Annotated in this window: 15 protein-coding genes; 9 read left to right on the top strand and 6 right to left on the bottom strand. The window is 61.7% G+C overall.

All coding sequences use genetic code 11. The features are described 5' to 3' along the window. Positions 1–13: 13 nt before the first annotated feature. Both AC4PS7_RS17050 and AC4PS7_RS17045 read right to left on the bottom strand, forming a co-directional pair. Entirely contained in the window at positions 14–1465 is a 1452-nt protein-coding gene (locus AC4PS7_RS17050; protein ID WP_010209491.1) for an efflux transporter outer membrane subunit, read from the bottom strand. Further along, on the bottom strand, positions 1462–1935 hold the full coding sequence (locus tag AC4PS7_RS17045; protein ID WP_010209489.1) for a MarR family winged helix-turn-helix transcriptional regulator: 474 nt from the start codon (positions 1933–1935) through the stop codon (positions 1462–1464). The genes AC4PS7_RS17050 and AC4PS7_RS17045 overlap by 4 nt, the downstream gene beginning before the upstream one ends. Before the next feature lie 169 nt (positions 1936–2104). Between AC4PS7_RS17045 and AC4PS7_RS17040 the strand changes: the two genes are divergently transcribed. The 7 genes from AC4PS7_RS17040 (at position 2105) to AC4PS7_RS17010 (ending at position 13999) form a co-directional block, all read left to right on the top strand. After that, positions 2105–4891 (top strand): ATP-binding protein, encoded by a 2787-nt coding sequence (locus AC4PS7_RS17040; RefSeq protein WP_044287374.1) that lies wholly within the window; start codon positions 2105–2107, stop codon positions 4889–4891. After that, complete coding sequence (gene pvrR / locus AC4PS7_RS17035; RefSeq protein WP_010209487.1) at positions 4878–6065, top strand: response regulator cyclic di-GMP phosphodiesterase PvrR; 1188 nt, start codon at positions 4878–4880, stop codon at positions 6063–6065. The genes AC4PS7_RS17040 and pvrR overlap by 14 nt, the downstream gene beginning before the upstream one ends. Before the next feature lie 51 nt (positions 6066–6116). Next, entirely contained in the window at positions 6117–9275 is a 3159-nt protein-coding gene (locus AC4PS7_RS17030) for a hybrid sensor histidine kinase/response regulator (protein ID WP_492179636.1), read from the top strand. A gap of 22 nt (positions 9276–9297) precedes the next feature. Next, positions 9298–9942, top strand: coding sequence for a response regulator (locus AC4PS7_RS17025; RefSeq protein WP_010209485.1), 645 nt, complete (start codon positions 9298–9300; stop codon positions 9940–9942). An 84-nt stretch (positions 9943–10026) separates the two neighbouring features. Then, on the top strand, positions 10027–10617 hold the full coding sequence (locus AC4PS7_RS17020) for a fimbrial protein (protein WP_010209484.1): 591 nt from the start codon (positions 10027–10029) through the stop codon (positions 10615–10617). Between the two features lie 60 nt (positions 10618–10677). Next, positions 10678–11427 carry a fimbrial biogenesis chaperone gene (locus tag AC4PS7_RS17015; RefSeq protein WP_492179635.1) on the top strand — a complete coding sequence of 250 codons (750 nt, stop codon included), beginning with the start codon at positions 10678–10680 and terminating at the stop codon, positions 11425–11427. Positions 11428–11512: 85 nt separating this feature from the next. Next, positions 11513–13999 carry a fimbria/pilus outer membrane usher protein gene (locus AC4PS7_RS17010; protein ID WP_021492796.1) on the top strand — a complete coding sequence of 829 codons (2487 nt, stop codon included), beginning with the start codon at positions 11513–11515 and terminating at the stop codon, positions 13997–13999. An 80-nt stretch (positions 14000–14079) separates the two neighbouring features. On the opposite strand, the gene AC4PS7_RS17005 is transcribed toward AC4PS7_RS17010, so the two are convergent. The 3 genes from AC4PS7_RS17005 to AC4PS7_RS16995 form a co-directional block, all read right to left on the bottom strand. Beyond that, the gene (locus AC4PS7_RS17005) at positions 14080–17751 is read right to left on the bottom strand and encodes a translocation/assembly module TamB domain-containing protein (protein WP_492179634.1); all 3672 of its coding nucleotides are present in this window, start codon (positions 17749–17751) and stop codon (positions 14080–14082) included. Beyond that, the gene (locus tag AC4PS7_RS17000) at positions 17751–19478 is read right to left on the bottom strand and encodes an autotransporter assembly complex protein TamA (RefSeq protein ID WP_492179633.1); all 1728 of its coding nucleotides are present in this window, start codon (positions 19476–19478) and stop codon (positions 17751–17753) included. Before AC4PS7_RS17000 ends, AC4PS7_RS17005 begins: the two co-directional genes overlap by 1 nt. Positions 19479–19542: 64 nt before the next feature. Beyond that, positions 19543–20193, bottom strand: a complete 651-nt coding sequence (locus AC4PS7_RS16995; protein ID WP_010209479.1) for a GNAT family N-acetyltransferase — start codon at positions 20191–20193, stop codon at positions 19543–19545. Positions 20194–20361: 168 nt separating this feature from the next. Between AC4PS7_RS16995 and xthA the strand changes: the two genes are divergently transcribed. Together xthA and AC4PS7_RS16985 are read left to right on the top strand one after the other, a co-directional pair. Then, positions 20362–21174 carry an exodeoxyribonuclease III gene (gene xthA / locus AC4PS7_RS16990; RefSeq protein ID WP_010209477.1) on the top strand — a complete coding sequence of 271 codons (813 nt, stop codon included), beginning with the start codon at positions 20362–20364 and terminating at the stop codon, positions 21172–21174. A gap of 188 nt (positions 21175–21362) precedes the next feature. After that, positions 21363–22694 carry a substrate-binding domain-containing protein gene (locus AC4PS7_RS16985; RefSeq protein WP_492179632.1) on the top strand — a complete coding sequence of 444 codons (1332 nt, stop codon included), beginning with the start codon at positions 21363–21365 and terminating at the stop codon, positions 22692–22694. Positions 22695–22824: 130 nt separating this feature from the next. On the opposite strand, the gene AC4PS7_RS16980 is transcribed toward AC4PS7_RS16985, so the two are convergent. Next, positions 22825–24054, bottom strand: a complete 1230-nt coding sequence (locus AC4PS7_RS16980) for an acyl-CoA dehydrogenase (protein WP_021492800.1) — start codon at positions 24052–24054, stop codon at positions 22825–22827. Positions 24055–24109: the final 55 nt, after the last annotated feature.

Genomic DNA, 24109 nt, shown 5'->3' with positions numbered 1-24109 from the left:
CAAATACCTCAAATTATTCCGTGCGTGTGGCTGGGGTGGTCGCTGCCACGTTGTCGGCGCTGTAGCCACCGCCCAGGGCCTGCATCAGTTGAATCGACAGATCGATCTGCGCGGCATTCAGGGTCGCCAGCTGGCGCTGGGCCTGCAGCAATTGCTGCTCGATGCTGAGCACGTCCAGGTAGTTACCGATCCCGGCGCTGTAACGCTGCACGCCGGTGTCGTAGGACTGCTGGGCAATGTCAGCGGCATGTTGCTGGGCCTGGATCTGCCGGCCGGTGTCGCGCAGTTGTGAAAGGGTGTTGCCGATATCGCCCAGGGCTTGCACCAGGGTCTTGTTGTACTGCGCCACGGCCAGGTCATAGTCGGCGTCGCGCGCATCCAGGTCGGCGCGCAGGCGGCCGCCGTCGAAGATCGGCAGCGAAATTGTTGGTGCGATATTGAAGAAGCGGCTGGCCGAACCAAACATCGCGTCACCCAGCAACGACTCGGCCCCGGCGCTCGCGCTCAGGTTGAGGTTGGGGTAGAAGCGGGTCTTGCTCGCATCAATGCTTTTGCCCGCCGCCTCGACACGCCAGCGCGCAGCAATCAAGTCCGGGCGACGACCCAGCAGTTCAGCCGGCAGCACTGAAGGCACGGCGACCGCGCTGGGTTTCAGCACGTGAGGACGGGCCAGCTCATTGCCACGGTCCGGGCCTTTGCCGAGCAGCACCGCCAGGGCGATTTTCGCGCTCTGCAGTTGTTTTTCCGCATCAATCAGTTGCGACTGGGAGCTGGCTTCCAGGCTTTCGGTCTGTTGGTACTGGTAGTGGCTGTCGATGCCCGAGTCCAGGCGGCGTTTGCTCAGGTCAAGCATCTGCCGGGTGCGCTTGAGGTCGTCGTTGGCCAGGTCGCGCACGATGTGCGCTTGGCCCAGGTCGCTGTAAGCCTTGGCGACGTTGGCGGCCAAGGTCAGGCGCGCCGCCTGCTGATCGACCTGGGCGGCGCGCGCCTCGCCCAACGCGGCTTCCCAGGCAGCGCGCTGGCCACCCCAGAGGTCGAAGTTGTAGTTGAAGCTGGCGCCGATGTTGCGCACGGTCGAGTAGGCATCGCCCTGCCCCCGCGGGTCCTGATCCTTGGCCAGGCGTGAGCGGCTCACGCCCGCGCTAGCGTCGAGAGTCGGCATGCGCTCGGCATTGGCGGCGTAAGCGGCCGCTTCGGCCTGATGGGCACGGGCGCTGGCGACTTGCATGTCGGGGCTGTTCTGCAGGGCTTCCTGGATCAGGCCGTCCAGCTGTGGGTCGCCGAGGCTTTTCCACCAGTCAGCGGTGGGCCAGGCGGCGCTCGACAAGGTCATGCCGCTGAGGGACTTACCGGCTTGCAAGGTGCTGGCGTCGAGGCGTTTGCCTTGGGTGTCGAGGCCGCTGTAGTTGGCGCAACCGGCCATGCTCATGGCCACGAGCACCAGGCATAAGGCGCGTGTGTTCATTGATTACCTACCCGCTGGATGACGATGGCGTCACCGGCAGCTACCAGAATTTTCTTGAGGATGCGCTCCAGGGTCTGCAACTCGCCGGGCTCCAGGGCACCCGCCAATTCGTTCATCGACTGGGCGCCGATGTACGGCAGCATGTCCGCCAGGCGCTTGCCGTCTTCCGTAAGCACCAACCGCACCTGGCGCCGGTCCTGCTCGGAACGCTGGCGCGCGAGCAAGCCTTTCTGCTCCAGGCGGTCGAGCATGCGGGTCATGGAACCGCTGTCCAGGGACAGGTTGCGGCACAGCTCCGCCGGGGTATCCACGTCGAACTGGGCGATGATGATCAACACCTTGAACTGCGCGGCTGTCACGCCGTGCGGCTCCATATGGGTGTCGATAATGCGGTCCTTGAGCAGCGCCGCCCGGCCCAGGAGAAGGCCGAGGTGGCAGTTGCGAAAGCTGTCAGGGGTGAAGTGGGGCATCGGAAGTCACCTTATTACTGCCTAGGCAGTGAATGTATGACAAGATGTTACTGCTTAGGCAGCGAATGTCAAATGGAATTATTAGCTTGCTTGGTATCTGGCGGATGAGTGGCGGTGTTCTAAGGATCGTCTGATTTTTCCTGCGCTCGGCCACCCCTAGAGTGCCGGGATGAGATTAAAGAGCTACCTGCACCAGATCAGCCCCGTACTATCCACGCCCAATGCCGCGCGTCGCCTGTTGCGCATTTTCGCGTTGGTACTGTTGGTGGGCATCTTGGGCGGTGTGTACAGCTTCCTGCTATTCACCTTCAACAATGAGATCTCCCAGCGGCGCAGCTACATGAGCAGCGCCATTGCCGAGGCGCATACGTTTTTCACCACCCGTGAAGCCGTGCTGGAAAGCCTCAGCCTGTCGGCGACACGCAATGTTAAACTGGACCTGCCGGTCTCCGATGAAGAGATCCGCCTGTTGCTGGGAAACACCCCGGGCAAGCAATGGAGTATCTGGCTGACCGAACGCATGCGTGCCTTCTTGAAGTCCAAGCAGCTCAACCTGCTGTATGTCAGCACGGATGCCCAGGTGCTGCGGCTATACGATGCGACGCCCGTGGCTGCGGATTTTCCCGCGGCCATGCTTGAGCAATTGCACGCCCTCAAGCAGCAGAAAACCCTGCAGGAACTCTGGCTGACCCATGCCACGGACGGACACTCACAGCTGTACATCTTCATTCGCCTGGATGAACGCGACCTGAACTCCGGCTGGCTCGGCCTGGAAATGGACGACCGTGAAGTCTCTAACGCCTTGAGTGACCACAGCGCTGGCGACTTCACTATGTTCAATACCCAGGGTATGCCGCTATTCAGCAACAGCCATAGACCACCACCAGGACAAAATCTGCCGCACCTGCGCCAGCAGGACTTCTTCGGCTTTGTCGGCGATGGCTGGCTGCCCGAGCAAATTGTGCTGCGCAAACAACTGAAGTCTTCGGACTGGCAGCTCACCTACTCCATCGACCTGCGCGCGGTCCTTTGGGCACTCTGGCCGCAGATGCTCGGCGCCCTGCTGTTCTGCCTGCTGACCATCAGCCTGGTGTGCCTGCTGACCCGCCGCTTGGAACACCGCTTCATCACCCCGGCGATCCACCGCATCCAGGCGCTGGTGGAAAGCGAGCTGTTCAGCCGCGACGTGATCCAGACGGCCCCCGTAGCGCTGTGCGTGCTACGTCGCACCGATGGCGCAGAGGTACTGAAAAACACCCTTGCCCAACAATGGCTCGGCGAACGTGGCGCACAACTCGGTCCCGGCTGGATCCGTCAGGCGTTCGACCCCGACGCACCGTCCCTCACCGACTACTTCGAAGCCGCCGACGGCCGCCATCTGTACCTGAGCTGCGCGCCCACCCGCTACAAAGGCGAAGACGTGTTGCTCTGCGCCTTCAGCGATATCAGCGCGCGCACGCAGATCGAAGCGGCGCTGGAACAGGCACGCCAGTCCGCCGACGCAGCCAACGAAGCGAAGACACTGTTCCTGGCCACCATGAGCCATGAAATCCGCACGCCCCTGTACGGCGTACTCGGCACCCTCGAACTGCTCGCCCGCACCCGCCTGGATGCCCAGCAGAAAAGCTACCTGCACGCCATCGAAGGATCGTCTGCGACGCTGCTGCAACTGATCTGCGACGTGCTCGACGTGTCGAAAATCGAAGCCGGACAACTGGCCCTGGAATTAAGCGAGTTCTGTGTGCCGACCCTGGTACAGGAAGTGGTGCAAGGCTATGCGGCAGCGGCACACAGCAAAGGCTTGCAGCTGTATGCCTGCCTCGACCCGCAACTGCCCCGGCGCTTGATCGGCGACGCCAGCCGCGTGCGCCAGATCCTCAACAACCTGCTGAGCAACGCCGTCAAGTTCACCGACTCCGGTCGCGTGGTGCTGCGGGTCAAAAAGCTCGGCCGCGAAGGCGAACGGGTGTGCCTGCAATGGCAAATTTCCGACACCGGCAAAGGCATCGCCCCTGCCGACCAGGCGTTCATCTTTGAACCGTTCTACCAGAGCGAAGGCAACTCCCATGTGATCGCCGGCACCGGCCTGGGCCTGCCAATCTGTCTGCGCCTGACCCACTTGATGAACGGCACACTACGCATGGTCAGCGAGCCGGGACTGGGCAGCAGCTTTTCACTGACCGTGCCACTGGAGCAACCTTCCGGCAACGCGCCGCAGAGCTTGCAGGCACTGGCGCCGGAGATCGTGTATGTGCTGTCGCCGATCCGCGAACTGGCCGACAGTCTCTGCGGCTGGCTGCGCCGCTGGGGCGCGCGCGCGCAGGTCGGTCTGCCGACCAGCACGCAGCTGGCGGGGCACTGTGTATTGCTTGAACTCATGGAACGCCGCCTCGACTTGCCCTGGCAGGGGCCACGGGTACTGGCCAGCAATGACGGAGCCCACGAACCGCAGTTCAACGGCGATGGCTGGCAGGTCAACCTGAACGACCTGGACGCGATCCAACAAGCGGTTCGCCACGCCCAGAACGGCCAAGTCGTGCCACCCCAGACGCGCTGCGAAGCGCGCGACCTGCGCCCCTTGCACCTGCACATCCTGGTGGCCGAAGACAACGTCATCAACCAGTTGATCCTGCGCGACCAGCTTGAGGAACTCGGGTGCAGCGTGGAACTGGCCGGTGATGGAGAAGACGCCTTGGCACGCTGGCACGAAGGCACCTTTGACGTCGTCCTCACCGACGTCAACATGCCTAGGCTCAACGGCTACGAACTGGCCGAAGCACTCCGGCGGCTGGGCTGTACCACCCCGATCATCGGCGCCACCGCCAACGCCCTGCGCGGAGAAGAGGCCTTGTGCCTGGCGGCCGGCATGAATCACTGCCTGGTCAAACCCTTTACGCTGCGAGCCTTGTCCACTGTCCTGGCTCCCTACGAACGAGCCACCCATGAAGCCCTGTAGCATTTTGATTGTCGAAGACCATCCCTTTCAGCACCTGTATTTGCAGAACCTGTTCAGCGAGTTGGGCGATTTCGACCTGGTGTGCGCCAGGGACGGTGAAGAAGCACTGGCCTGCCTGAAACAACGTGATTTCGACCTGGTGCTCACCGACCTGCTGATGCCGGGCATGGACGGCGTGCAATTTATCCAGGGCCTCGCTGCGCAACCGTCACGTCCGGCGCTGGCAATTATGAGCGCCGCGTCGCGGCGCATGCTGATGGGTGCGAGCCTGGTGGCGAGCAACCTGCAAGTGAAGGTGATCGGGCTGATCTCCAAGCCGGTGAATGCCGCCGCTTTGCGCTGCCTGACCGATCAGTTGCAAGCGCTGCGTCAGGTCGCACCGGCAGAGATCCAGCCGGGTATTGATTGCCAAAGCCTGATGAACGCCCTGGTCAATGGTGACCTGCAAGCCTGGTTCCAGCCCAAGAAGGCCCTGAGCAATGGCCGCATCGTCGCGGCCGAAGCCTTGGTGCGCTGGGCCCACCCCGAGCATGGGCTGTTATTGCCCGGTGTGTTCCTGCCGGCATTGATTGCCTGCAACCTGGAGGAACGCCTGTTGTGGTGCGTGCTGAAACAGGCGATGGCCGCCCAAGCCACGTGGCGCCAACAAGGCTACGACATCCCGGTATCGATCAACTTGCCCACTCACCTGCTCAACAGCCACGACCTGCCCGACCGCATCCAGGCGTTCGTGCTGGAACACCAGGGCTTGCCCGCGCGCATCTGTTTCGAGCTGATGGAGTGCTCGGTACCGGATGACATCAGCAACTTCTACGCTGGGGCCTGTCGCTTGCGCATCAAGGGCTTTGGCTTGTCCCAAGATGATTTCGGCAAAGGCTACAGCTCGTACATGAACCTGGTATCGGCGCCTTTCACCGAGTTGAAAATCGACCGTGCACTGGTGCAAGGCTGCAACGCCAACGAGGAACTGGCCCAGGCGCTCACCAGCATCGTCAGCCTGGGACGCCAGCTGGGTTTGATCGTGGTGGCTGAAGGTGTAGAAACCGCGCAAGAACTTGCGCTGTTGCGTAAAATCGACTGCACTCAGGTCCAAGGATTCCTGATCTCCCACGCCGTGTCTGCGGATCAGTTCCAGCAATTGCTGACCCACGACGGTCCGGCGAGCGCCTATTGACCCGCCGGCCGGGTGTGGTCGAACGCCGTTAGCTTGCGAGGTCACCGCGTCATGCATCACCCCAACGCCTTCCTGGAGAAACTTACCAGCAGCTCGCTGCGCCTGAACAAAGGCTTGCTGGTGCTGGGAGCCTTGGTACTGTTGCTGCTGGGCATCAGCTATCTGGGGGTGCAGCGCATGGTTCAGGAGCAGCGCGACACCTTGCAGTTCCACTTCGCCCGGCTGATGGAAAACATCCGCGAGCAGGAAGCGTTCCTCGGCGATATCTCGCGGGGCAGCAGCACGGGTAAGTTCAACCCCTCGGCCATGCTGCCGCCCTACGTGCAAAAACACCTGCCTGAAGAAGGCGCCAATATCTATGAAGGCCGCGGGCTGCCGTTTTCCCTGCCCTATAGCCTGAAGATCAACCCGCAAAAGGTCGCCGTCGACCAATACCCCAAAGTGTTCGCGCTGGGCACCTACCTGTCCGCCTACTACAGTGCCTTCTGGGCGGCATCCCACTACCAATCCCCGCAAGTGGTGGTGGTCAACGGCCCGGACAACTTCGACATCAGCGTGCCCGCCACCGGCCGACTGCGCGATGGCGGCCACGTGCAGATCGGTGCACTGGTGGAGGTGATAACCCAAGTGAACAAGCGCCTGCACCTGCAGAACGCGTCATTGCCAGATCATCCCGTGCGCTGGGAACCCTACCATCCCGCGTCCGATGACAAGGGCGCCCCTGTGCTGCTGGGCTATGTCGACATCAACCTGGCCTCGACCGCGCTGACCATCGACGGCGCCAGTACTTGGGTGGTGGTGGCCTCGTTGCTGGACCTGGCCAAGGTCAATAACATCGAGCGGCTGATGCAATGGTCGATCTACGACGACTTCACCCTGATCACGCCCGCCGGTGTAGTGCTGACCGGTGCGACGAAGCCCGGCCAGGTGCTGAACGAGGGCATAAACTTCACCCGTGATGGCCTGGTGTTCAAGTTGACCAGCCAGGGCGAGCAACACTGGACGGCGATCTATGTGATCAGCGTGCAGCGTTTTCTCGACTATGCGATGTGGCCATTACTGTGCCTGGTGGCCGTGGCGCTGGCGATGCTGGGGTGCAGTCGGGCGTTCACGCGTTGGTACACCGTACGGGTGGTCCTTCCCGCCCATCAGGCCCATGCCAGTATCGCCGAAAGCGAGGCCTTCAGCCGTGCACTCATCGACACGGCCCCGATCGGTTTGTGCGTGATCCGTCGCAGTGATCATCACGTACTCCTGCAGAACCAGCACGCCCTGCAATGGCAAGACGCTCGCCCCTTGTACGACTTGCTCAAGCAACAGCCTCACACCGCACCGGGCCAGGCCGACCTGGAAAGCCGCGGCCGGCATCTGCACGTGGCGTTCGTGCCCACTCGCTATCAGAGCCAGGACGCGTGGTTGTGCGTGGTGCATGACGTGACCCGGCATATCGAAGACGCTGCCGCCCTGGAAGAAGCGCGTCAGGCCGCAGACTCGGCGAGCCAGGCCAAGAGCCGTTTCCTCGCGACTATGAGCCATGAAATTCGCACGCCGTTGTATGGCGTGCTGGGCACCCTGGAGCTGCTTGGCCTGACGTCACTCGCGCCACGCCAGCAGGATTACCTGCAGACCATCCAGCGTTCTTCCACCACCTTGTTCCAGTTGATCAGCGATGTATTGGATGTGTCGAAGATCGAGGCCGGGCAAATGACCCTCGAACTCCAGGATTTCTGCCCCCTGGAAATGACGGAAGACTGCGTGCGCACCTACGGCGCATTCGCCCGCTCCAAGGGCTTGCAGCTGTATGCCTGCATCGACGCGAACCTGCCGGACAGGTTACGCGGTGACCCGCTGCGTATCCGCCAGATCCTCAATAACCTGCTGAGCAATGCGATCAAGTTCACCGATTACGGGCGCGTGGTGCTGCGCCTGCGGGGCCTGGAAACCAGCGATGGGCGGGTCGAGTTGCAGTGGCAAGTCAGCGACTCTGGCGTGGGCATTGCCCAAGCACAACAGCATCAACTATTCGACCCGTTCTACCAGGCCGAAGATGCCACCCGACAGGCCGGCGCCGGCCTGGGCCTGGCCATCTGCAAATGGCTGTGCGAGTTGATGCACGGCCAACTGAACGTGGTCAGCGAACCCGGCCTGGGCAGCAGCTTTACCCTGCAAGTCGCGCTGGAGTCCGTGCCCGGCACCTTGGCCGATTGCCCCGTCTTCAGACCCGACACGCCGGCTGTCTACGTGCGCGCGCCGGAAGCGGAGCGGACGCAATGCATGATCGACTGGCTCAAACGCCTGGGGCTCGACAGCCGCGTATGTGCCGCCGACACACCCGCCGCCGCGCTGCTGGTGGATTTCACCCATGACCCGGCATGGCCCGGCACACGCATCATCGCCAGCGCCGGAGGGCCGAGCCCGGCGCAACCGTACGGCAGCGATTGGGCGGTCGACGCCAACGATGTTCGCGCCATCGCCTGGGCGGTCTACCTGGCGCAGCACGGTGCCGAGGCCGACCATCGCCCCGCGCCACCCACCCAGGCACGCCCGCTGAACCTGCAGGTACTGGTGGCCGAGGACAATGTGATCAACGCGGCCATCATCCAGGAGCAACTGGAAGCCCTGGGCTGCTCGGTGGTACTCACCTCCGACGGCGAACAGGCACTGACCCAATGGTTGCCCGGACGCTTCGACCTGGTGCTGACCGACGTGAATATGCCGGTAATGAACGGCTATCAGTTGGCCGAAGCATTGCGCCGACAAGATGCCACGTTGCCGATTATCGGGATAACCGCCAATGCCATGCGCGAAGAAGGCGAACACTGTACGGCTGTTGGCATGAACGGGTGGATGGTCAAGCCGCTGAACCTCGCCACCTTGCGTGCGCAATTGGAAAAACACTGCAAGATCGAAGTGCCCGCCGTCGTCGATATGCCGCCGCTGTCGCCCAAGATGCGCGAACTGTTTGTCACCACGCTGCGTCAGGATGTGCACACCACCCTGGCCGCATTGGACAACCAGGACGCCAGCGGCACGGCGCAACAATTGCACAGCATGGCCGGAGCCCTCGGCGCGGTGCAGCTCGTTGATTTGGCCAACGCCTTTGTCGAACTGGAACTGCGCCTGACCGGCATGGCCATCACGCCCACGCTTGCCCTGGAAGTACGGCGCAACCTGGCTCGCCTCACGGCATTGCTCGACTCCTTTGAATAATTTCACTCTGGATAATCAACCCATGGAAACCCTCAACGTAGTCATTGCAGACGATCACCCCATCGTGCTGGTCGGGGTACGGGAGCTGGTCGAGCGCGACAAGCGTTTTCGCGTGGTGGGCGAAGCCGTGTGCTCCAACGAACTGGTGACGCTACTGGAAAACACTGCAGTGGACCTGGTGATCACCGACTTCAATATGCCGGCGGACTCGCCCTACGGCGATGGCCTGAAGTTAGTGGAATACCTGGTGCGGCATTTCCCCAAGGTACGCGTGCTGGTGCTGACGATGATCTCCAATCCGCTGATCCTCACGCGCTTGCAGGAAGTGGGCGTGCTGGCCGTGATCCAGAAAAACCAACTGCACAATGAGATTCAGGCCGTGCTCAAGGCCATCGCCCGGGGCATCCCGGTACGCAGCAAGGGCCCGCAACCGACCTCGGTACTGGAATCGTCCGATCTCGATGAGCGCTTCACTCGGTTATCCCCAAAGGAACATGAGATCCTGCGTTTGTTTATCTCAGGACAAAGTGTCAATGAAATTGCGCGAGGTTTGAACCGCAGCGCCAAAACCATCAGCACACAAAAAGTCTCGGCCATGCGCAAGTTGGAAGTCGGCAGCGATCAGGACTTGTTGGCTTATTGCATAGAGCGCAACTTGTTCAACTAACACCGGTTTCTAGGGATCGTCTGATGTCCCACTCACCGCTGCAGCCTTATTGTGTTGTTTTAACCCCAACATGGAAAAAACAACATGAAACAGCTGTCTCGCACACTTCTGGCATTGTCGATCTTCGCCGCTGGTAATGCGTTTGCCGCCGACCCACCGGCAACCCCTACCAAAGCCGGTAGCGGCACCATCAACTTCACCGGCAGCATCAACAATGATGCTTGCTCTGTTGAAGGCATCGGTGAGAACAAAACTATCTCGGTCAGCATGGGCGAAGTGTCGATCAAGGACATAGGCACAGCCACCGCACCGAAAGGCAACGGCACCCTGAGCGCCGAGAACTTCGGCATGACGATCAACTGCAACGCTGGCACCAAGGTGGCGATGATCTTCCAACCGACCAAAGGCGCCGGCTCCGGCATCGTGACCGGCACCAAAGTGTTGAAGCTGACCGACGGCCTGGGCGCCGCCAAGAACATCGGTATCGCCCTGCTCGACTCCAATGGCGCGCTGATCGACCTGAGCTCGCCGACCGCCGCGAAGGTCGAGAACACCCTGCAAGACAGCAATACCACGCTGAAATTCTCGGCTGCCTACGTCACCACCGCTGACGCCGCCTCCGCCGTGGCCGGTCGCGCCGATGCCACCCTGCCATTCACCCTGCAGTACGAATAAGCCCAACCTGTTGCGGGGCCTGCGGGCCTCGCATACCTCTCAAACATAGCGGTAGCCATTATGTTTTTTCGCTATTCACTGTCCCTCTGTGCGGGTCTGCTCGGCCTGTTTGCGGTCGGCCAGGCCACAGCCGGCATTTCGTTGAGCAGCACACGCCTGGTGTTCGACGGCCAGCACAAAGAAGCCGGTATCACCGTACGCAACAGCGGCGAGGACATATTGATTCAGTCCTGGGTCGACACGGACGACGCCGACGCAAGCTCCGTACCGTTCGCCGTCACCCCGCCGCTGGCGCGGGTCACCAGCAATGAGCAACAACTGTTGCGGGTGATCTACGAAGGCACGGGCATGCCCACCGACCGCGAGTCCGTCGTTTGGCTCAACGTGCAGGAAATTCCCAAGGCCTCGAAAACCGAGAACACCTTGCAGCTTGCCGTGCGCCAGCGCATCAAGGTGTTCTTTCGCCCAGCCGGCATGAAAAACAACGCCTACCTGGCGCCGACCGAACTGCGCTGGCAACTGGCCGAGCACGGCGGCAAGCCTGTGCTGCGGGTGAGCAACCCTGGGGCTTATCACGTGTCGATTGCCGACATTACCCTGCAGGCCGGTGCCGTCAGCGAACACCCATTCGATACGATGATGATTGCGCCAGGCGAACAAAAAGAGTTCGTCCTCAAACAACTTCCGGTCACTAATACAGCGCACTTGAAGTTCAGCAGTATTAATGACTATGGCGCACAAGATTCCTACAGCGCGCAAATTTCCAACAGCGCTCAAATAAGCGCCAGTTTGAACAAAGAATCACCATAACGCGCCTGCCCTTCGCGCAGCCGCACTTTCACTGTATTTCTCTTCGCTCCGTTAGTTCGTATCGGAGGTGATATAGGGTTCCTGCATGTTTTTATTCAAGCGCGATAGTCTGGCGCCACTTTTGATTGCCGTGGGCTTCAGCTCGGTCTGTCACGCCGACGGCGATGAACACTTCAATACTTCGTTTTTGCAGGGCGCAGCGGCGTCGGTCGATCTGCAGTCGTTGCTCGCCAGCAGCAGCGTGCTCCCCGGCAATTACCGGGTTGACCTGTATGGTAACGACACCCTGGTAGGCCGACGCGATATCGACTTTCGCCGCAACCCTTCGAACGGCCGGGTCGAGGCCTGCCTGACCCTGGAGATGCTGCAACAAGTGGGCGTCGATATCGGCGCCTTACAGGCCAACGGGAAACTCGTCGACACCGATCCCAACGCCTGTCTCGACCTGCCCGCACTGATCGAACACGCCAGCGTTCGCTACGACGTACCGCGCCTGCGCTTGCTGGTCAGTGTGCCGCAACGCGCCATGGAGCGCGGGCGCCGCGGTTATGTCGATCCGGCCCTGTGGGACGATGGCGTACCCGCCGCGTTCATGAACTACCAGTTGAGCAGCAACCGCAGCAGCAACGACGCCAACACCACGCTTTCAAACAACCTGGGCCTGCGCAACGGTATCAACCTCGGGGGCTGGCGCCTGCGCAACGAGTCGAACTTCAGCAGCAGCACCGGCCGCTCCAGCACGTTCAAGAGCAACCGCAGCTACCTGCAACATGACCTGACCGCCTTGAAGGGGCAGTTCAGCGCCGGGGACATTTTTTCGGATGCCGACCTGTTTGACAGCGTGCGCTATCGCGGCCTGAAGATGGCCTCTGATGACGGCATGCGCGCCGACAGCGAGCGCGGCTACGCGCCGATCATCCGGGGCGTTGCGCAGTCCAGCGCCACCGTGGAGATCCGCCAGAACAACTACATCCTCTATACCGCCAACGTGCCGCCGGGGCCGTTCGAAATCAGTGACATTTACCCCAGCGGCTCCAACGGCGACCTTGAAGTGACGGTGATCGAGGCGGACGGCCGTCGCCGGGTCACGGTGCAGGCGTTTTCCAGCTTGCCGATCATGGTGCGTGAAGGCCAGGTGAAATACAGCCTCTCGGCCGGTCAGTACAACAGCAACAGTGACGGGCAGAAAACCCCGCAGTTTGTCAGCAGCACCCTGGCCTATGGCATCAGCAGCAACCTGTCGGGGATCGTCGGGGTACAGGCCACGCAGGACTTCCAGGCGCTGTCGGTCGGGGCCGGGCGCAACACATCGATTGGTGCGGTGTCGCTGGACATGACCCACTCCGCCAGCCGTACCTTCGGCCGGCAGGTCACGGGCAACAGCCTGCGCGCGCTGTATGCCAAGACCTTTACCGGCACCGACACCAACTTCACCCTAGCGGCCTATAGGTACTCGACCGAGGGCTATCGCACCCTCACCGAACATGTCGAGGAATTGAGCAGCGACGGCCGGACACACCTCGGTAACTCGAAAACCCGCACCGACCTGACCGTCAACCAGAGCCTGGGGCGCAACCAGCAGTTCGGCAGTGTGTACCTGAACGCCAGCGACCAGCGCTACTGGGGACGCGGCGGCGCGCAAAGCTTGTCGGCGGGCTACAGCAATTACTGGAGAGACGTGACCTACAACCTCAGCGCCACGCACACCAAGGATGTGGGCAACTACGGGCCGTCGAACAACGACACGTTGATTAACCTGTCACTGTCGTTTCCGCTGGGCTCGAAGCCCCGTGCGCCGAGGGCATTCGTTTCTGCCAGCACGCAAAAAGACAACGACACCACGCAAATGGGCGTCAACGGCTACCTGACGGAAGACAGCAACACCTATTATTCGCTGCAAGCCGGCAACAGCAGCACGGGCGGCAGCACCGGTTCGGCCAACCTCAGCACCCGCACGGCGCTGATGGACATCAGCGGTGGCTACAGCCAGGGCCGTGGGTACAGCGCGCAGAACCTCAATGTGGCCGGGTCAGTGGTGGCCCACGCGGGCGGTATCAACCTGGGACAGACCGTGGGCGAGACCTTTGCGCTGGCGCAAGTCGAAGGCGTGCCCGGTGTGAAGATCAGCAGTTTCTCCGGCGCCAGGACTGGCAGCAACGGCTATGCAGTGATCCCCAATACGCAGCCTTATCGGGTTAACTGGATCAGCCTGGACACCCGCGACCTGGGCGCTGATATCGAAATCGATAACGCCACCCAGCAAGTTGTCCCTCGGCGCGGGGCCGTGGTCTTGGCGCGCTATGCCAGCAAGAGCGGGCGCCGCGTGCAGTTCGCCTTGTTCGACGCCCAACATCGGCCGATCCCGTTTGGCGCGTCGCTGGAAAGCATGGCGGGCAAGCAGATGGCGATCGCCGATCCGAGTGGCAAGGCGTTGGCCTTGGTGGAAGAAGATACGGGTACGCTGGTGATCAAATGGGCCGACCAGCACTGCCAGGCGCCTTATGCGTTGGGCGAACGCAACAAGGCGCTGAACTACGAGCGGGTAGCACTGACCTGCGCGCCGAACCCGTAAGCACCTCGTCAAACACGCTGGCCCAAATCCATGTCGGAGTATGGGCACGCTAAGCCGGGCGAGGTGCCGAGTGGTCGGACTTAAAAGTCGCGCTTGTAGAAGATATCCAGGGAGCTGGCCACACCGCTCGCCACTTCCAGGTACACCTTCTTGCTCAACAGATAACGCAAGGCGATGGTACTCGCCGGTTCGAACACCCCTACGCCGTAACGCAGGCTGAGTTTTTCGGTGATCTTGCCGCTGGCCACGACGGCAGTGTTGTTGCCGCTGCCTTGGGTATCCAGTTCGAAGTCCTGGATGCCCAAGTTCTTCGCCAGGTCCGACGTCACTCCGGCGCTGCCCATCAAACCCAGGCCCAACGCGGCCTGGGCCAGCATATTGTTGTCTTCACCGGTGGTGCTCAGCGGACGCCCCAGCACCAGGTAGGACAGCGCCTGTTCCTGGCTCATGGCCGGCTCCGAGAAGATCTGCGTGGTGGGCTGCTCGGCGCTGCCGCTCAGGCGGATCCCGGCGATCACATCGTCGGTCTTGCGAATCGCTTCGATGTCCAGGTATGGCTGGTCCAGGGGGCCGGCGAACAGCAGTCGCGCACGGCGTACATCAAGCTTCTGCCCGTAGGCGCGGTAACGGCCATCGTTGAGCCACAGCTCGCCACGGGTGTCGAGGTTGTCGCCGATATGCACCTGGCCCTGTACCTTGGCGGTGAGGCCGAAGCCCGAGAAGTTGAGCTTGTCCTCGCCCACCACCACGTCGATGTCCATGGCCATCGCCATCGGCGGCTTGCCCTCTTCGGTCTGGCTGCCGATGATCACCGTGTCATCCGAGACCTTGACGGTGGACGGCGGCAACTCGCGCACCGTGATATCGCCGCGCGGGATGTGCACTTTGCCGGCGACGGCCAGCTTGTCGTTCTTCAGGCTGATTTTCAGATCGGGCGCCACTTCCAGCACCGCGTAGGGCTCCACCGTCACCGGCAGTTGCGAGCCTTGCAGGCTGAGGTCCACCGCCAACGCCTGCCCCCATTCGATCTGGCCTTTGAGGCTGCCCTGCCCGGCCTTGCCACTGCGCCAGCCACCGTTGAGCTGCACGCTCTCGCCGGCAATCACTGCTTGCACGTCCAAACCTTGCAGGCTGATGGGCAGTTCCGGACCGGAAACCTCGCCGCCCACCAGGTTCACGTTGCCGTTGACCTGGGGCGCCAACAGGCCACCAGCAATACGCCCGTTGCCATTGAGCTTGCCGCTGAGGGTTTCCACCATCGGCACAAACGGTCGCGCCACCGCGAGGTCCAGACCGACCAGGCTGAAATTGCCGGTGATCGGTTTGTTCTTCGGCAGCGGGTTGATCTGCGCCTGCACCATCAATTCGCCAAGCTTGCCGCCACGAAAATTCAGCTGCGTGTCGATCCGCTTGGGATTGAGGGTGGTTTCCAGCTTCAAGGTGTCATAGGGGAAGTCCAGCCACTGGTCCTTGTCCCTGACACGCAAGGTGCCGCCACTGGCATCCACCGCGACCACGCCTTTGGGGCCGCTGTCGGGCAAGTCCAGTTGCACGTCGGCGTTGAGCGTGCCCTGCCAGGCGAAATCCTTAGGCAGGAACGCCGCGAGGCTGTCGATGGGGAATTGCTTGAGGTGGTAGCGCAGTTTCGGCTCGGGCATCAGGCGCTGGTCTTCGCCACACAGGCTGGCAGGGCCGGACACCCAGCAGTGCGCGGCAAACGTCAGCTTGCCATCGGCCATGCGTTCGATCTTCGCCGGGGCTTGCAGCTTCCAGTCCTGGCCACCGGCTTGTACATCGCCACTGGCCAGGCGCCCGCGCCAGTTGCCTTTGTCGAGGTTGCCATCCAACGCCAGGGCAAGCTTGACCAGCGGTCCCGCCAGGTCCAGTTGGACTTTCTGGTTTTTGATATCGCCTTGGGCGCTGGCGGTCAGGGTGCCAACCTGGGTGTCGCCGGATTGGATGCCGCTGCCTTTCAAGTCGATCTTGGCGCGCTGGGCACTGTCGAGGGTGGCGTCGAGGGTGAGGCTTTGCAGGCGATTGTCGGCAAACGCCAGTTGTTGGCCCGTGAGGTCGAGTTTGCCCTGGGGAGCCTTGAGGCTGCCGGCCACGTCAAGTCGGCCGTTGACCTGGCCGCGCAATTGCGGCCAGAGCTGGGCCAGGCGCGCCAGCTTGATATCGATCTGCCCGGCCAAACGCTGTTGCAGGCTGCCACTGCCGTTGATGCGGTTGTCACCCAGGCGAATATCCAGGTTGGCCAACGTCCACTGCTCGCCAGCGCCTTCAGCCTTGGCCGCCAACACGGCGGTTTGCCCACGCAGGCGGCCCTTGAGGTCGAGGTCGGCGTTCAGCTTGAGTTGCTCATTCTTGAACTCGCCCTTGCTGCGTAGCGGTCCCGCCAGGGTGCCCGGCAGTTCTGCGACCCAGTACGCCGGGTTCAGCGCCGACAGGTCCAGCGCGGTGTCCCAGGAAATGCCGTCGGCAAATTGCAGGTTCAGGTGGCCTTCAGCCTTGCCCTGGCCGGCGGCGAGTTTCAGCTCGGGCAGGAAGATCTGCTTGAGGTCGCCACTGAAGGGCGTGACCACATTGAACGTGCCCGCCGGGCCGTCGAGGTCGGCCTTGAGATTACCCAGGTAGTTGCCGTCCTTGTAGGAAATCTCGCCGTTGAACGTCCGCAGGGCGACCTGCGGCTCGTCGATCACCGGATAGAGGCGATGCCAGGGGAAATCCAGCCAGTCGATCTTGGCGTCGGCGCTGAAGCCTTGCTGCCAATCCAGTTGGGCCGTCAACTTGAGGCTTTGTTTGTCACCGGCATTCAGGTCCAGGCCAGCGATCTGCGCACCCTTGCCGTCGACCCGGCCTTGCAGCAGCAGATCCACCGGACCTTTTTCCGCCGGCAATACGGCTTTGCCCAGCAGTTGGTAGCCGCGGTTCAAGTCACCTTTGGCGGTGAGGTCCAGTTGATTGAGTTGCAGGGTATCGGGCAGATCGGCGCTCGGTTTGAAGCCGTCGGCAGTGATGTGCAATTGAGCCGGTAGATTTTCCACCAGGGGTTGCAGTTCGCCCGTGAGCTTGGCCGGCAGGTAACCCGTACTGTCAGCGTCAAGCTTGAGGGTCTTGAGCAGGTCGCCGTCGACCTGGAGCGCCACCTTCCACGAAGCGCCGCCCGGCGCGTAAGGCAGGCTCAGGTTACCGGTAGCGTTCAACGGCCAGTCGCCGGTGGGTTGCAGCAGCCCGGTGAGGTCCAGCACCAGGTCATCGCGTTGCAGGTGCACCGAGTCGATCTGCAATCCGGCGGCGGTCCAATGCGCCGCCAATTGCAGGCCCTTGAGTTCCTCACTGCCATTGAACAGCAGGCTGCCGACGCGAACGTCGCCCAACTGGATGGCCAGCGGCAGTTTCAAGTCAGGCAGTTGAATCGGCCCGCTGCTTTCTTCGGTGCTCGGAGGAAATTGCAGGCTGACCTGCTCCACATCCAACGTCTCGATACACAGGGTCATGCGCAATAGGCATGCCGGCGACCAATCAAATGTGGGCGCCTTGAGTTCGACACGGCTGCTGTCCTGCTGCCACAGCACATGGTCGGCGCTCCACTGGCCGCCCAAATGCCCCTGGAAATTTTCCAGGGTCAAACCCGGCACGCGGCCCAACGCCCAGCGGCTGCCCGCCTGGGTGCCGAGCACCGCCCACAGTGCCAGTAACAGCACGGCAAGGATGGCCACCACCGCCAGCCCCGCTATTTTTACACCACGCATCACAGCTCAGGCCCCATGGAAAAGTGCAATCGAATACCGCCCGGGTCTTCCAGGGCATGGGCCAGGTCAAGACGGATCGGACCGACCGGCGAAACCCAGCGGATGCCGACACCCACGCCGGTTTTCAGGCTCGGCAGGTCCAGGTTGTTGAAGGAATTACCCTGGTCGATGAAGGTTGCGATCCGCCATTTCTCGGCAATGGAATATTGGTACTCGGCACTCAGGGCCACCATGTAGCGGCCACCGATGCGGTCGCCACGGTCGTTCTCGGGCGACAGCGTCTGATACTCGTAGCCCCGCACACTCTGGTCACCACCGGCAAAGAAACGCAGTGACGGCGGCACCGATTTATAGCCATTGGTGGCACTGCCACCCACCTGTGCGCGGGCCAGGAAGCGGTGGTTGTCCCACAACGTGGTCAGGCCTTTGACCAGGGCCGTGCCATACAGCAGGTTGGTATCGGAGCCCAGGCCCTCTTTGGCGACCTTGGTGTCGAATTGCAGGCGATAGCCGTTGTGCGGGTCGATGCGATTATCGCTGCGCAGGTAGGAATAGCTGACGCCCGGCATCACCAGGTTACTCAGGCCGGAGTCATTGCCCAGGCGGTATTCCTCACGCTGGTATTTGAGCGAGATCACACGTGTCCAGCCGCTCGGCAACTTGCTATGCCATTCAGGGCCGAGGGTCAGCAATTTACTGACCGTATCGGTGTTGGCGATTTCTTCGTTCTGGTAGCCCCCGGCGAAACGCAGCTTGTCGGTCAACGGCGGGTCGAGCGGGATGTCGTACCACAGGCCGACGTTCTGCCGGGGCGCCGACAGCTCGGCTTCCCAGCCATAACTGTGGCCCTGGGGGTTGACCCAGTGGCGGGTCCAGTTGGCTTTGCCACGCGGACCGACGTCGGTGGAAAACCCCAGGCCGAGCCCCATGGTGCGCGGCTTGCGGGTTTCCAAGCGCACAGCCACCGGAATGATGTCGTTGGTCGAAGCGGCCGGGGCCGCGTCCACGCGCACGCCTTCGAAGAAACCACTGGCTTGCAGGTTCTGGTTGAGTTCGGCGATCAGTTCGGAGTCGTAGGGCGTGCCGCTTTTGAACGGCACCATGCGGTGCAGCAGTTCTTCGTCAAATGGCGTATCGCCGGCAAAGCTCACTTTGCCGAGGGTATAGCGCGGACCGCTGTCGTAGATGAGCTCGATATCGGCGACGCCAGCCTGCGGGTCTACTGCCAATTTCTGACGGGTGAAGCGCCCACTGAAAAAGCCGTAGCGCGAGGCCTGGTTCTGAATCAGACGCTTGGCGTCATCGTAATGGCCGTGATTGAGCACGGCGCCGGACTTGAGGTCGTTGCTGACGGGCACGCGAAAGGCCTTGAGGTCGGCGGCCGGGCCGTCGACCCGAATGGTCACGTTACGCAAATGCACCGGCTCGCCGGGGTCAATGGTGAGGATCAGGCGCGGGTTGTTGCCGCCCTTCACGTCACTCTCGATCCGTGGCTGATAGAAGCCTAGGGCCTGGGCGGCTTTGCGCGCCTGCTCCTCCGCGCCACGGCTGAACCGTAGCAAGGCCTCTTCATCACGATCGCCCACCCCGCCGATATAGCCTTCGATGTTGGCTTTCAACGCGTCGTTTGAAGGTTTGACTCGCACGTCCAATTCGCTTTGCGCCAAGGCGCCGCAGCTTGTGAACAGCAGAATCAAGCCGCTGGTAAATCTTCCTGGAAACTTCATAGGCGCGGATGCTACACGACCTGGGGAGCCTCTTTGAACTCGGAAATGTCTGAATAATTCTGTATTAAGCCGTTGCAGCATGTAACGACTGGGGATTGGGGTGAAAAAACACATGCTCCAGGATGGGGCCTACAGCGACTTCACCGATTTCCTGATAGCCCTGACGCTTATAGAACTCCAGATAGCGCGAGTTGCCCGTGTCCAGTACCACGCCAGACGAATGCGGGTCTTCGGCGCACCAATTGTGCACGGCCTCCAGCAACTGCTCGCCGTAGTGTTTGCCCTGGAATTGCGGGTGAATACCCAACAACGGCAGCACATGCACTGATTCAGTGGGCAGGCACGCCAGCACCGCGTGATGGTAGTCGAGGTAACGTCGCGTACCGCGCACACCCGTGCTCAGCCACATGCGCAGTTGCCAGGCCCAGCTTTCGGTGATGCCCAGGCGCCGCTGCGGCGGTGCGATCAGGGCGATACCGATCAGCCGGTCGTTGACGAACAGGCCGATGGCCGGAAGTTTCTGAAAGAAGTGCTGCTTGACCAGTTCGCGCACGGTGGCGCGTACCCGCTGTTCATAGCCAGGGCGTTCGGCTTCGAAGATGTAGGCGAACGTCGGCTCATGCCGATAAGCCTGGTACAACAAGGAACGGGCTTCGCGTGAATAGCCGCTGTTGAGCAGGCGAATTTCAGCGATTGCAGTTGAAGTGTCCGGCATACCGTCAATCTCCCTGGGCGCCACTGAAAGGATGGCGCTCTTATGGTACGAACCTACACAGCATCAGTCGTTCCCAGACATTAGCAGTGCATCTGTCCTACCGCCACGCTGGCCCCCGTCCGTCTTGTCCGCTAGCATCGCCCTTTTGCCAGGACTGGACTGCCGACCATGAAAATCGTCTCCTTCAATATCAACGGGCTGCGCGCCCGCCCTCATCAGCTGGCGGCGCTGATTGAAAAGCACCAGCCCGATGTGATCGGCCTGCAGGAAACCAAGGTCCACGATGACCAATTCCCACTCGCCGAAGTACAGGCCCTTGGCTACCACGTGTACTACCACGGCCAAAAAGGTCACTACGGTGTCGCCCTGCTCTCGCGCCAGCCGGCGTTGAGCCTGCACAAAGGCTTCGCCAGTGACGAAGAAGATGCCCAGCGCCGCTTTATCTGGGGCACCTTCGCCGACGAGAATGGCCACCCGGTCACCATCATGAACGGTTACTTCCCCCAGGGCGAAAGCCGTGACCACCCCACCAAGTTCCCGGCCAAGCAGCGCTTCTACGAAGACTTGCAGCAACTGCTGGAAAGCCAGTTCAGCAATGACCAGGCACTGGTGGTGATGGGCGACATCAATATTTCCCCGGAAGACATCGACATCGGCATCGGCGCCGACAACGCCAAGCGCTGGCTGAAGACCGGCAAGTGCAGCTTCCTGCCGGAAGAGCGCGAGTGGATGGCGCGCCTGAAGAACTGGGGCCTGGTGGACAGCTTCCGCCACCTCAACCCGGACGTTGCCGATCGTTTCAGTTGGTTCGACTACCGCAGCCGTGGGTTTGAAGACGAGCCCAAGCGCGGCCTGCGCATCGACGTGATCCTGGCCTCCAATGGCCTGCTGTCGCGGGTCAAGGATGCCGGGGTGGACTACGAACTGCGGGGGCTGGAAAAACCGTCGGACCATGCGCCGATCTGGCTTGAATTGAGCTGACACCACCATTCAATGTGGGAGCTGGCTTGCCTGCGATAGCGGTGGGCCAGTGAAAGATTGGTTTGCTGATACACCGCTATCGCAGGCAAGCCAGCTCCCACAATTGGATCCTTGGCTTATCAGTCATATTTCTGCAACCGGCCTGACTTATTCTCGCGGCACTCCCTTTGGCTTAAGAAGGTGCCGGCATGATGCTGCGCGTTCTGTTTCTGCTGGCACTCTTTCCTCTCTACGCTGTTTCCGCCCCCCTACCCGCTCCCGATCAAGGCCCTGCTTTACGCATCCAGGGTTCCAATACCATTGGCGCGGCGTTGGGCCCGGCGCTGGTCAAGGGCTTGATGGAGCATCAGGGTTTGCAGGCGGTGCACGGTGAACCGGCGGAAGGCGCCAATGAACAGCGCGTGATCGGCAAGACCCGCCAAGGCAAGACGGTGATCATCGAAATCGCCGCTCATGGTTCAAGCACCGGTTTCACTGCCCTAAAGAAATCCACTGCCGACCTGGCGGCCTCATCGCGCCCGATAAAGGACAGCGAACTGGTGGACCTCGAACCCCTCGGCGACCTGAAAAGCCCCGAAGCCGAACAGGTGATCGCCATCGATGGCCTGGCCATCATCCTCCACCCGCAAAACCCGCTGAACACCCTGAATACCGAGCAACTGGCGCAGGTCTTCAATGGCGAGATCAGCACCTGGGAGGCATTGGGTGGCGTGGGTGGGCCGATCCACGTGTACGCACGGGATGATCAGTCGGGCACCTATGACACCTTCAAGGAACTGGTACTGCGCCTGCGTGGCAAGTCGCTCGCCTCGGGCGCCACACGTTTCGAGTCCAGCGAGCAGTTGTCCGATGCGGTCAGCCAGGACCCCCAAGGCATCGGCTTTATCGGCCTGCCCTACGTACGCCAGGCCAAGGCGGTGGCGATTGTGGATGGCGACTCGCACCCCATGCTGCCGCTGAACAGCCTGATTGCTACCGAGGATTATCCACTCTCACGTCGACTGTTCTTTTACTTGCCGCCATCCAGTCGCAATCCATGGGCCAAGGCGCTGGTGGACTTCAGCCAGAGCAGCAAGGGCCAGGCGATTGTGGCAACCAACGGCTTTATCGCGCAGCAGGTGCAGGCGATCGCCGTGGAGCCGCGCGCGTCGATGCCTGAGGACTATCAAGCGATCGCACGTGATGCTCAGCGCCTGACGGTGAATTTTCGTTTCGAGGAAGGCAGCGCCAGCCTGGACAACAAGGCACGCCAGGATCTGCAGCGGGTGGTGGCGTATCTCAAAAGCCACGACAAGCTGGATAAACAGGTGACGCTGGTGGGGTTTGGAGATGCCAAGAATGACCCGCAGCGGGCGGCATTGCTGTCGAAACTCAGGGCAATGGCGGTGCGCCGGGAATTGGTCAAGAACGGCGTGTTATTGCGCGATATCCGAGGGTTTGGCGCGCAGATGCCGGTGGCGGCGAATACGGCGGATGAAGGCCGGATCAAGAATCGGCGCGTGGAGGTTTGGGTCTACTGAACCTTGAGCGTTGTGGTGTTCGGGCCGGCCTCATCGCGGGCAAGCCCGGCTCCCACAGTGGATCGAGTCGTTCATGTAAACGCCATCTAATGTGGGAGCCGGGCTTGCCCGTGATGCAGGCGGCTCGGTCTTACTGCCCGCCGCGCATCAGCTCTTTAGGCACATACTTGCCAATCTCGAACTTGCCGATCGCCGCCCGGTGTACTTCGTCCGGGCCATCGGCCAGGCGCAGGGTGCGTTGCATGGCGTACATGTAGGCCAGCGGGAAATCGTTGGAAACACCGGCACCACCATGGATCTGGATCGCGCGGTCGATCACCTTCAAGGCCACATTCGGCGCGACCACCTTGATCTGGGCGATTTCGCTTTTCGCGACTTTGTTACCCACGGTGTCCATCATGTACGCCGCCTTCAAGGTCAGCAGGCGTGCCATATCGATCTCCATGCGTGAGTCGGCGATCTTGTCGATATTGCCGCCCAGGCGCGCCAGTGGCTTGCCGAATGCAGTCCGGCTGACGGAGCGCTTGCACATCAGTTCCAGTGCGCGCTCGGCCATGCCGATGGAGCGCATACAGTGGTGGATACGGCCCGGACCAAGGCGGCCCTGGGCGATCTCAAAGCCCCGCCCCTCACCCAGCAGCACGTTTTCGTAGGGTACCCGCACATTGTCGAACAGCACTTCGGCATGGCCGTGGGGCGCGTCGTCGTAGCCGAACACCGGCAGCGGGCGCACGATCTTCACGCCGGGGGTGTCCACCGGCACCAGGATCATCGAATGTTGCTGGTGGCGCGGTGCGTCCGGGTTGCTCAGGCCCATGAAGATCAGGATTTTGCAGCGCGGGTCGCAGGCGCCGGAGGTCCACCACTTTTTGCCGTTGATCACCCATTCATCGCCCTGGCGCTCGGCGCGGGCGGCCATGTTGGTGGCGTCTGAGGACGCCACATCCGGTTCGGTCATGGCGAAGGCCGAGCGGATCTCGCCGCGCAGCAACGGCTCCAACCAGCGTTGCTTTTGCTCTTCGTTGGCATAGCGCACCAGCACTTCCATGTTACCGGTGTCGGGGGCGGAGCAGTTGAACGGCTCAGGGCCCAACAGCGAACGGCCCATGATTTCAGCCAACGGTGCGTATTCGAGGTTGGTGAGGCCGGCGCCCAGTTCGGACTCCGGCAGGAACAGGTTCCACAGGCCTTCAGCTTTAGCCTTGGCCTTCAGCTCTTCCATGATTGCGGTGGGCTGCCAGCGGTCGCCTTCGCTGACCTGGCGTTCGAATACCGGCTCGGCCGGGTACACGTAAGCGTCCATGAACGCAGTGACGCGTTCACGCAGTTCCTGAACCTTGGGCGAATAGGCGAAATCCATGAGCAGCTCCCTTCTCTGAGAGGTTGTTTAGGTCATGCAATCGATGCTAGAACAG

The sequence above is a fragment of the Pseudomonas sp. DW-iso3 genome, from assembly GCF_058725305.1.
Note: the sequence above shows the minus strand (reverse complement) of the source record. Positions and strands in the feature narration are given on the sequence as shown.

Bases quoted from the DNA above. Each gene is read 5' to 3' on its own strand.
- AC4PS7_RS17050 (WP_010209491.1), bottom strand. From the start codon at position 1,465: ATGAACACACGCGCCTTATGCCTGGTGCTCGTGGCCATGAGCATGGCC.
- AC4PS7_RS17045 (WP_010209489.1), bottom strand. From the start codon at position 1,935: ATGCCCCACTTCACCCCTGACAGCTTTCGCAACTGCCACCTCGGCCTT.
- AC4PS7_RS17040 (WP_044287374.1), top strand. From the start codon at position 2,105: ATGAGATTAAAGAGCTACCTGCACCAGATCAGCCCCGTACTATCCACG.
- pvrR (WP_010209487.1), top strand. From the start codon at position 4,878: ATGAAGCCCTGTAGCATTTTGATTGTCGAAGACCATCCCTTTCAGCAC.
- AC4PS7_RS17030 (WP_492179636.1), top strand. From the start codon at position 6,117: ATGCATCACCCCAACGCCTTCCTGGAGAAACTTACCAGCAGCTCGCTG.
- AC4PS7_RS17025 (WP_010209485.1), top strand. From the start codon at position 9,298: ATGGAAACCCTCAACGTAGTCATTGCAGACGATCACCCCATCGTGCTG.
- AC4PS7_RS17020 (WP_010209484.1), top strand. From the start codon at position 10,027: ATGAAACAGCTGTCTCGCACACTTCTGGCATTGTCGATCTTCGCCGCT.
- AC4PS7_RS17015 (WP_492179635.1), top strand. From the start codon at position 10,678: ATGTTTTTTCGCTATTCACTGTCCCTCTGTGCGGGTCTGCTCGGCCTG.
- AC4PS7_RS17010 (WP_021492796.1), top strand. From the start codon at position 11,513: ATGTTTTTATTCAAGCGCGATAGTCTGGCGCCACTTTTGATTGCCGTG.
- AC4PS7_RS17005 (WP_492179634.1), bottom strand. From the start codon at position 17,751: ATGCGTGGTGTAAAAATAGCGGGGCTGGCGGTGGTGGCCATCCTTGCC.
- AC4PS7_RS17000 (WP_492179633.1), bottom strand. From the start codon at position 19,478: ATGAAGTTTCCAGGAAGATTTACCAGCGGCTTGATTCTGCTGTTCACA.
- AC4PS7_RS16995 (WP_010209479.1), bottom strand. From the start codon at position 20,193: ATGCCGGACACTTCAACTGCAATCGCTGAAATTCGCCTGCTCAACAGC.
- xthA (WP_010209477.1), top strand. From the start codon at position 20,362: ATGAAAATCGTCTCCTTCAATATCAACGGGCTGCGCGCCCGCCCTCAT.
- AC4PS7_RS16985 (WP_492179632.1), top strand. From the start codon at position 21,363: ATGATGCTGCGCGTTCTGTTTCTGCTGGCACTCTTTCCTCTCTACGCT.
- AC4PS7_RS16980 (WP_021492800.1), bottom strand. From the start codon at position 24,054: ATGGATTTCGCCTATTCGCCCAAGGTTCAGGAACTGCGTGAACGCGTC.